The sequence below is a fragment of the Flavivirga rizhaonensis genome (genome assembly GCF_004791695.1).
Lineage (GTDB): Bacteria > Bacteroidota > Bacteroidia > Flavobacteriales > Flavobacteriaceae > Flavivirga > Flavivirga rizhaonensis.
In genome coordinates this window covers 100,396-111,089 of the sequence record NZ_SRSO01000016.1, presented here as the reverse complement: position 1 = coordinate 111,089, position 10,694 = coordinate 100,396, and the positions used below count along the sequence as shown (strand labels likewise).

At 31.9% G+C, this 10,694-nt stretch carries 5 protein-coding genes; 4 read left to right on the top strand and 1 reads right to left on the bottom strand.

Annotated features, from left to right (window positions below; all coding sequences use genetic code 11):
* Positions 1 to 811 precede the first annotated feature (811 nt).
* The 4 genes from EM932_RS12510 (at position 812) to EM932_RS12495 (ending at position 8,093) form a co-directional block, all read left to right on the top strand.
* A complete protein-coding gene (locus EM932_RS12510; RefSeq protein WP_135877534.1) occupies positions 812 to 3,478 on the top strand; it encodes an outer membrane beta-barrel protein in 2,667 nt (888 codons plus the stop codon).
* A gap of 2,121 nt (positions 3,479 to 5,599) precedes the next feature.
* On the top strand, positions 5,600 to 5,914 hold the full coding sequence (locus tag EM932_RS12505; RefSeq protein ID WP_135877533.1) for a GIY-YIG nuclease family protein: 315 nt from the start codon (positions 5,600 to 5,602) through the stop codon (positions 5,912 to 5,914).
* Positions 5,915 to 6,743: 829 nt separating this feature from the next.
* Positions 6,744 to 7,322, top strand: a complete 579-nt coding sequence (locus EM932_RS12500; RefSeq protein WP_135877532.1) for a hypothetical protein — start codon at positions 6,744 to 6,746, stop codon at positions 7,320 to 7,322.
* A 483-nt stretch (positions 7,323 to 7,805) separates the two neighbouring features.
* Positions 7,806 to 8,093 carry a DUF6520 family protein gene (locus tag EM932_RS12495; RefSeq protein ID WP_135877531.1) on the top strand — a complete coding sequence of 96 codons (288 nt, stop codon included), beginning with the start codon at positions 7,806 to 7,808 and terminating at the stop codon, positions 8,091 to 8,093.
* A 138-nt stretch (positions 8,094 to 8,231) separates the two neighbouring features.
* On the opposite strand, the gene EM932_RS12490 is transcribed toward EM932_RS12495, so the two are convergent.
* Positions 8,232 to 9,725 carry a M16 family metallopeptidase gene (locus EM932_RS12490; RefSeq protein WP_135877530.1) on the bottom strand — a complete coding sequence of 498 codons (1,494 nt, stop codon included), beginning with the start codon at positions 9,723 to 9,725 and terminating at the stop codon, positions 8,232 to 8,234.
* Positions 9,726 to 10,694: the final 969 nt, after the last annotated feature.

Here is a 10,694-nt window from a genome sequence, read left to right as displayed (position 1 = left end):
ATGTAGGTTATTAAAGAAATAGGGCAAAAAAAAATCGGAACTCAGATTTGTTCCGTAGGCTTTTATTGCAATAAAATAACATAATAATGCCTTTTTATTTGGTTTTTAACATAGAAACTGACGTTAAAATATAACTCTTTTTTAAAAGATGTAGGCACACCGTAGCTGCCGACAGGTAAATAAATTTTCGACGAAAAAGCTTCTCGATAGTTCTGCTGAGCTTAGTCGAAGTAATAAATTCTTCCAGAATTTAACTCAAAGTGACATCTTGAACTCTTAAACAAGATTGACTAACTCAATAACATGGGACTCTAGCTAACTCTAAACCTGAAAGGCCCTACAATTCAATAATATTTACAGCCAACTGCCAACTACACAACATCCCTTTCAGGTAAGTTTTAATCCATTTGAGTTAAGTTTTATCATCGATCTTTGCCGTATAGTTGTTAGTTTAGTTAGTTGTCTTTTCAACTTCGGTTGCGCCCTGTCATCTTTATTGGAATTTTGGATGTTGAGCGTAGCTGGAATTGAAAACGACAAAGTTTCAAATACTCAACAATTAATTCATAGCACAAAAATTGATAATCATTTCATTAAACATAGACAAAACAACTTCCTCTTTAAGGACTTACCGTATGGGTTCAAAAATCAACATACATATCAAAAAGCAAAGATACGTTTCAAAGGTCTGTATAATGAGACACGCTTTGTTACTAACATTTAAAAAGTCTAATCTGAAAGTAACGTACCTATACAAATTTTATATTCCAAAATTGATTCATTCTAAATCAATGAACTAAAATTTAAACGTGTGAAATATTGTTTTTTTGTATTTACAGCGCTTTACTTAACAGCATCTTTCGCACAAACAACGCCGTTTAAAATCTCTGGAACTTTAGTAGCAGAAACCGATAAAACAGCTTTGGAAGCTGCAACTATTTATTTAGAACGGGCTAAGGATAGCTCATTAGTTACTTATACTATTTCAGATAAAAATGGTAGATTTAATTTAGAAGGTAAAACATCCGATAAGCGTTTAAATTTCTATATCTCATATGTTGGGTATCAAACCTACTATCAAACCATTAATTTAGGTCAGGAAACTATTCATTTAAATACCATTAGCCTAAAAACAGACCTTAATGCTTTAGAGGAAGTTTTTATAAAAGTTAGCCCTCCCGTAGTCATAAAAAAAGATACCTTAAAATTTAATGCTTCATCTTTTAAAACTAAAAAAGACGCAAATGTTGAAGATTTATTGAAGCAATTGCCAGGAGTGGATGTTAATGAGACTGGAAAAATAACTATTAATGGTAAAGAAGTGGATCATATTTTAGTAAATGGAAAACCATTTTTTAGCAATGACCCCACTATAACAACCAGACATTTAAGCAAAGAAATTATTGAGAATATTCAAATTACAGATACAAAAACTAAGGCTGAAGCTTTTGCAGGAGACGAAGGAGATAAGGAGAAAAAAACGATTAACCTTGTTATAAAAAAAGAAAACAATGATGGAGTTTTTGGACAATTAGCTGCTGGCACTGGAACCGATAAGCGTTATGAATTTGCTGGTATGCTTAATATTTTTGATAACGACCAGCGCATTAGTATCCTTGCTGGAGGAAATAATATCAATTCGCCCGGATTCAGTTTTGGTGGTGGCCTTACTAGTGGTGGGCAAGGTATTATTGTATCTCAAAATTATGGAGCCAATTATGTCGATAAATTAAAAGAAAAGAGCGATATCTCTGCCAATTATTTTTTCTCTAATAGTCGTACAGAAAATGAGAGCACTATACAACAGATAAATATTCTCCCAGATTCAAGGTATAATTCCAATTCCAACTCAAAATCATATAATGAAGGCGACAACCATAACATTCGATTGGGATTCAACATCGAAATAGACTCTACACTTTTAATCAACATAAACCCTTCATTTAATACCACCAAAAACAAAACTGAAACTTCCACAAATCAAGCATCTCAGGATGAAGAAAGTACTTTAACAAATCAATCCAGCACGTCTTCATTTTCAGAAACTTTAAACAAAGGTTTTAATAACCATTTAAGTATTACAAAACGATTTGGTAGAAACGGAGCCTATTTAAGACTTAACATCTCAAATAAGTATGATATTAGAGAATCTGATGACTTTTTAAATTCTGAAGCTGCCATTTTTGGAGACAATCCAGAAACTATTAATAGAAATCAATTTACAGATGGTAACCAAAAATCAAAAGGCATTAATACAAGCGCCTCTTTCAGATGGCCTTTAATAGGGAATAATTTGTTTTTAGATCTTAAATTTAATTACCGGTATGACAAACAGGAAAACATAAAAAGTACGTTCGATTTTGATCCAGACACTCAAGATTTCACACTTCTTAATGAGGACCTAAGTACCGATTTTGAATATACAAACAAAAGAAGTACACCCGCCTTAAGGTTTACTTATAAAAAAGAAAAATGGTCTGTTAGTTCTGAAGCGGGATATGTATTTAGGACCTTACAGAACACCGATTTTCTAAGGCCTCAATTAAGTTTAGCTCGTCTTTTTGAAACTGTAGAATTACGATCGAATTTTCAGTATCAATTTAATCCCAAATCATATATATATGCCAGCTATGGCTTAGATAATGTTCCTCCACAATTATCCCAGCTCCAATCCTTTCAGGATGTATCAAACCCGTTGAATACAGTTACGGGCAATCCAAATCTAAAACCTACAAACACCCATAGTCTTTATTTTGGGTATAATACATTCAACTTTCAAAAACATAACGGTTTCTTTAGCCATGTCTATGCTAATTTAAGCAACAATCAAGTGGTTACTAAAACAACTATTGATGCCAATTTTGTACGAAACACAAGCTATGCGAATGTAGATGGTGGTTATAACTTAAGCGCTGGTGGAAGTTATAATAAAACCATAAAAATAGATAGTTTAAAAACACTAAAATATAGTGTTGGCCTGTCTGCAAGTACAAATAGAACCGTTAACTTTAATAATGAAGTACAATATGCTTCAAACAATACTGCGCTAACACCACATGCGGGTATCACTTTTACTTGGGATGATGTGATGATGATGGTACCAAATTACAGGCTTTCATTTAATAAAACCACGTTTGATCTAGACAATTTTGAAGACCAGGAGTTCATCAATCATTCGGCTGGATTGCAAATAACAACATTTGTTCCTAAAAACTTTGAATGGCGGCATGACATTAGTTTTAATTATAATCCAAATGTTGCGGAAGGATTTCAAAAAAGTGCCTGGTTTTGGAATACAACCCTGGCCTACACTATGTTTAAAAACCGTGGAACTTTATCTTTAAAAGTTTATGATTTATTAAATCAAAATACCAACGCAAGACGTATTGCCACTCAAAACTATATTCGAGATTCTCAAAGTACCGTTCTTAAACAGTATTTTATGTTACGTTTTAGTTGGAAATTTAATAATTTTTAAAGGAGCTATTTTTTAATAAAACTAGAGTTGAATGAACAAAATAATTTGCTTTGTCATTCCTGCGAAGGCAGGAACCCACTTAGAAAATAATGATTTCAATATTAAAAGATTCTTCAGTCGTAAGCTTCGCTTATATCTTCAAACAAAATATATTTTGTTCTCGATAGCCTTCTGAATGACACCAAATTTTACACATTTGTCATTTCGAACGAATGTGAGAAATCGCATAAAACTCTTGATTATCTGAACCCTGCTATTACTAGAGAAAAAAGAACCAAAATAATCGTATAGTCTGTTTCTTCTCTTAGGCTATTCTTAACATTCCAAGATCTTATATATTTTAAGAAGAATAATCTGTAAACTTATCCTTATGGGATGTCTCAATCGTGCCTCATTTCGACATGACAGCGAGATGCAATATTGGTCTTTCACTTTAAAATACTGGATTTTAATCGTTTGTCATTTCGACAGAGCGAGGAACAAGTGACGAGAAACCTCAGAACAGATGAGATGCTATTTTATATTCCCTGTCGGTTCGAGTATTCCGATTTTTCATCGGAATGTATCGAGAACTCATCATAGCTACTACTTGTAATTAGGTCTCGATATATTTTTATCGTTCCTCATAAAACACTCGACCTGACAACTAAACACTATTTATTGCATTTTAATCGTTGAATTTCAAGCACTTGTCATTTCGACAGAGCGAGGAACGAGTGACGAGAAATCTCAGAACAGATGAGATGCTATTTTATATTCCCTGTCGGTTCGAGTATTCCGATTTTTCATCGGAATGTATCGAGAACTCATCATAGCTACTACTACTTGTAATTAGGTCTCGATACGTTTTTATCGTTCCTTAAAAAACACTCGACCTGACAACTAAACACTATTTATTGCATTTTTAATCGTTGAATTTCAATCACTTGTCATTTCGACAGAGCGAGGAACGAGTGACGAGAAATCTCAGAACAGATGAGATATAATTTTACACCCCCTTCCGGTTCGAGTATTCCGATTTTTCATCGGAATGTATCGAGAACTCATCATAGTTAACTACTTGTAATTAGGTCTCGATACATTTTTATCGTTCCTTAAAAAACACTTGACCTGACAACTAAACACTATTTATTGCATTTTAATCGTTGAATTTCAAGCACTTGTCATTTCGACAGAGCGAGGAACGAGTGACGAGAAATCTCATAAAGATTTTCATTACTCAAATGTGATGTCTCCTAAAGCCTGTCTTGAGCATAGCCGAAAGATCAACATGACAGCGAGATTCAATTCCCTCTTGGTCAGTCTCACTTTTTTGATAAAACCAACACTAGATCGTTAAATCCTTTTCAGATAAGTTTTAATCCATTAAAATTAAACTTTATCCTCGATATTTGTATTGGTTAGTAATTTTTGTCTTTTTGACTTCGGTTGCGCCCAATCAACCATCTATTGGATTTCTTCCGATTGTGCGTAGCCGAAACAAAAAATAACTTCTTTTTTAAATCAAATTCACATCACATCATATCAAATCAGACCAAAAAAGACATCCTTTTCGGATAAGTTTTAATCCTTTTCAGTTAAATCTTATCATCGATATTTGTGATGGTTAGTAATTTTTGTCTTTTTGACTTCGGTTGCGCCCAGTCAACCATCTATTGGATTTCTTCGATTGTGCGTAACCGAAACAAAAGAGAAAAATAGACTCTAGATATATACTAATCAAGCCCCATTTATAAATAATATACTACATTACTTTTTTTGCTGTTAACGCAGCCTAATCTCCAAGGTTTAATCAATCAAAATAGAATATATCTATTTATAAACCAGACTCATAAGACATCCTTTTCGGATAAGTTTTAATCCTTTTCAGTTAAATCTTATCAACGATCTTTGTCGAGTCTGATATCTAATTTCGGTTGCGCCCGATCAATTTTTTTATAGGGATTCTGGAGATTGAGCGTAGCTGAAATTAATCATATAGTCTGTATATTCCGAAATCTTCTATATTAATAATAATCTGAAAACTTACTCTTATGGGATGCCTCAATCGTGCCTCATTTCGATGACAATTTAAAATTAGCCTGTCTTACTGAGCTTGTCGAAGCACAAATTTAATTTAAAATGAAATTTTATTACGTTTACATATTACTTTGTTCAGATAACACTTACTACACAGGAATGACCAACAATTTAGAAAGAAGAATTAGTCAACATAAATCTGGTTATAGAAAAGATAGCTATACGTATTCAAGACTACCAATTGAACTTAAATGGTATTTGCAGTGCACCAATTCGTCGGAAGCCATTAAAATTGAAAAACAAATTAAAGGTTGGTCTCAACGAAAAAAGAACGCACTAATTAATGAAAATTGGAAAGATTTGATTAAGTTTTCTAAAAATTATACTGACTATGGACATCCTAATAAACAAGAATAGTAATCGACAAGTTGCCATAAACTAATTAATGTATTTCTAAAAGTAACATTTTACTTAGAGTGACGTTAAATTGGCTTTTAGTTTTACTGACTAATTAACAACTATTTTCTCAATCCAGGGCTTATCGAGAATTATTCTTTTAAGTGATTTACTTTAACGAATCATAGATATACAGATCAAAAAATTAACCTTAGCCTCAACTTCACATTAAGTAGGAATAAAATATTAGGTTTCAAATAGAACTTATCTTGACTTTTTGTTTTTAACCGAAAATGAGATAAAATTTGTTCAGATGAGGCATTTTTTGCAAGGCATAGCAGTGCTAAGCATAAAAAAAGTAACATAATATGGGCGAATTTTAGCCATTTTTTAGGAAATAGAAAAAGCCAAGATGAGTTCATAGTATTAATCCCTCTCAGACAACTTTTACTCCTAGTCAATTAAATTCTCGACTCCTACATTTGTAATCGAATTTTAAATATACTTATTAAAATCCCCCTAAGCTGGGTAGTACTAATTTGCGGTTGTCCTAAATTTACTTATCAAATGAATCTACCCAGTTTTTAATTCAGCACAAGCAAGTTTAGTACAGATTGAGTTTGTGGTTGTGTTTTTGAGATCCCGCTCAAAAGCGGGATTAGTTCAACTCACAGTTTTGAGTGTGCCTTACGGCTTCTCAAAACTGAGTTTTACTAACAAATCCCTCTCAGGCAATTTATTATCCTTTTAAGTTAAGTTTTCTTTCCGATTTTTGTGAGTAATTACCCTCAATCTAACGAAATAATGATACAACGCGTAGTTACACATAAAAAAACCAATTAAGAAACTCATGGTATTTAATGACAGAGAATTCGAAAAGGAAAACCCTATTAAACGATACGGAAATGATTTTATAGTAAAGCAAATGATTTTAAATGGCGTTCCTAAAGAGGAAATGACTGGTAAAAAAGAGCTTACTACGACAAGCGATGAAATATTTAAAAGTGCCCATTTACTTTGGTTAAAGCTAAAAAGTGACTTTCAAAAAATAAAAGTACCAGAAAATTTAATGCAGCTTTTAAAAACGGACAAGAAAAAAGACCAGGAAAAATTACTTGATGGATTCTTACTTCCCCTAGAAACTTTAACCTCTTTTATTTTTACTGCTTATCATGAATTTGGATATACCCTAAGTCAATATATCTCTGAATTTTCTAAAAAAGAGTTTAAATCTGTTGCCAGAATTATAGATTGCGGTGAGCATTGGCATTGCTTTTTTACAACACCTAAGGATTCAACGGAAGAAAAAACACAGCTTCACTACTTATCCAGTGCCTTTGGTATTAAAAGAGATGACCTTGTTAAACAGATTAAATCAAGCGAATCCTTATCCAATTTAGATAACCTTTCGCTTATTACTTTTCAATGATAACTTTATTAGTTAGCATAACAACAATCCCCAAATAAAGCCAGAGCCATATCTTATCTTAAATTTTTATAATTCTTTTCAAAAAACTAGTATGCTCTGGTTTTTCCCACATTAAAGTTATTGTGTCTCCCTCCCAAAGAAACGAAGTTGAAGCCTAAACTTAACTCAGAATGCATTTGAGGAATTAAAATTATATGATTTCTCTATCCTAACTGATTTCACGACACAAAAAAGAATAATTCACTATTTTCCGATAAAATAAGAACTATCACATATAATAAAATCCCTCTAAGACAATTCTTTCTCCATTTAAAATAAATTTTATTACATATTATTGATCGACTGATATATATAGTTTATTTTCCAACTTAACATCAAGGCCTGAAAAACAAACTTGTATTCCAGATAGGCTATCCTGTAGTCAGGGCTAAGACCGAAAACCTGTAAAATAGAGTAGGTCACTAATCTTTAAATATCTTTATTATGAAAACATTTTTTTTTAAAATCGTGTTTCCTGCTTTTGCTTTAATATTAGCCATAACCGCTTCTCTTGCATTTAAGTCTAATACTTTATTTTCTCCTATAGCTTATTACAATGATGATAACTCACAAAAATGTGAAGCAATTACCCCACCAGTAGATTGTGATACTCCAATAACTGGAATTCTTTGTTCAGTTAATATATTCGGGCAAACTAATAATCCAAGACATATATATATGACCAAAACACCTGGAAATGAATGTATTTTTGTTTTGTTTAGACAGCCATAATTTCATAAAGACTAGGAAAAAGGGCTACCTGAAAAAGATAGTCTTTTTTCTAAGAATTATCAAAAAAGCAGTCTTTTCCAAAGTTTTAAACCTCATTTATTTAATCGTCAGTCTACTTCGCTAAAATGATCCACAGTATCATTTTTTAACGATCGGTCTTGGATTAAAGATGATTTTATAAGATTTAGAATCTTTTATTAATGTTTCAGTAAACAATTCTATATTTTTAATCGTAATTGTATTTACTAAGTCTTCAAAGTTTTTAGGGTCATTCATATTGTACCCTTCTAGAAAGTAATTTGTTAGTACGTGCATATCGTAGTTATTGTAATCTTGCTCTTGTTTTCTCTCTTTTAAATAATTTGATTTGATTTTATCCAAATCTGTTTGTGAAATAGCTCCTTTTGCTATGTTTTTTATCTCCTGATGTATCATCGTTACAAGCTGCTCTACCTTATCAGAATTACAATCAAAAGCGACCTGCAAGTTTGCTTGTTCAATAAGCCTCTTTTGCACACTTGCTTTCACACTTCCAATATAACTTCCTACTTGTTCCTGTAAAATTTCTGTTAATCGTAATTCTAAAATATCGCTCAAGACTCCTGCTATTAATACGTTTTTTAAACTATAACTCATTATGTTCTTATAGCCAATTCTGACCTCGTTTTTTGGGTCTTTCATAGTTAAAAAAATGTCCTTAATAATCGTATCTTGTAACCAAGGCACCGAATTATCTTGCCATGTTTCTTTAGTATCATTTGTTGAAATACTGGCAATATATTTTTCCAATAAAGGCCTTAACATTCTCTTTTGAAGGTCTCCTACTATAAAGAATTCAAAATCGGCTGCATTATTAAAACGCTCCGTGTACAAGGTCTTTATTTTCTCAAAGTACACGTCTTTAACAAAGTCATTATTAAATAAACGCCTTTTAGGGTGCCTATTTCCATATAAAGTTACTGTTATACTATCTTTTATCCTTTCATTAATATCATAACTTCTTTTGGTAATATGATTATTCAAATCCTTTATTAAGACCCAATAGGTTTCTTTGTCAAATCGTGGTTTTACAAAACGTAAATGAATCATTTGCAATAGGGTTTCTACATCCTTCATTGTTGAAGACCCACTGATACTTTCTGTTATATTGGAAAGATGGATCTCTGTTCTTGCAGTGTTACCAGCTAATATTCTTGATAAATCGATAGCTGAATGATCACCTAATCCTGATGAAGACACTATTTTAGCCAGAAATTGTGCGGAAGGTAAATCCTTATCTTTTACTAAAGACAAGCCTCCATAGCTTATGGCCTTGAATTGTACATCATTCTTGTTTTTGTTTGTAAACTTATAGTGCACTTTGATACCATTGCTTAAGGTAAAGGTTGTTGAACCAATAGATTGTAGCATCCTTTCGGATATGATATGGCCTTCTTTAATAGTAATACCAGACATAAGTGTTTTTCCTATGTCTACATAAGGAGTTAAGGGGTAATCTCCTTTTTTAATAGATTGATTTATCTCAAGAGAATCATTAAGATTTAAAGTTTGGGCATTGCTATGTACCGAAAACAGCGACAGTAGGGCATTTGTAATTAATAAAAATGATATTATGGAAAATCTGTTTTGCATTTTTTGGTTGTTTTTTTGTAAAAAGATTTAAGACCGCTTTACTGATAGAATTAAGAATAAAGACTTGGTTGTAACAAATTGACTAACATAAACACTCCCAAACATTACTTTTTTTTAAATTTTAGAATCTTAACTGGTGTTAAAAGCACGGCTTTTTACTTTAACGTCAGTTTGACAGAATTTACTACTGTAAATCAAATAGTTACATCTTTTAAAGAAGGGTTTTGTCATCTTGAACGCTATCGAAAACAAAATATATTTTGTTTGAAGGTATCAAGCGAAACTTGTTGAGGAGGAATCCCATCCTTATAAGATTTCTCGTCACTCGTTCCTCGCTCTGTCGAAATGACAAATGCTTAAATTTTAACATTGTTTTTCTAAAAAAGTTATATTCTGACGTTGCTTTAAATTGTTTATCACTAAAATTATAGTTAGACCTTAGAATAAATTCCGAATGTTTACATCGGCGATGAAAATAGGGTGTTCAAAAAGTCTATAAATTGTCATTTTGAGTACTTCGACATAGCCCTTAAACGCATTCGAAAAAGCTACTTATAAACTAAAGCCAAAAACATCAGCAATTTAATATTCAATCACTTAACCTTATATAGATTCTTCATTTCATTCTGAATGACACCTTTCGATTAAAAAATATGGACAACCGAACTATGATATCGATTGCCCGTACTTTACATGAAAATGTTGTCTTTGGAGTGACTAATTCAAAAAACAACCGATATGGTATTTAGGGCTATTATATTCTATTTTTTTTTTCAATAACTTTTGTTTCCGTTTTATTTAATCATTCTACTTACTGTATAAAAGGAAACAGGTGGTTTTTAACTTTTAACTACTCTAACCTAATTAATCTTAAAACCATACAGGTTCCCTTTTTGACATTGCATCTTCTTTAAGTTTTTTTTATTAAACGCATTAACTCTATGCCAACACGCCAGCTGGCTCATTCAT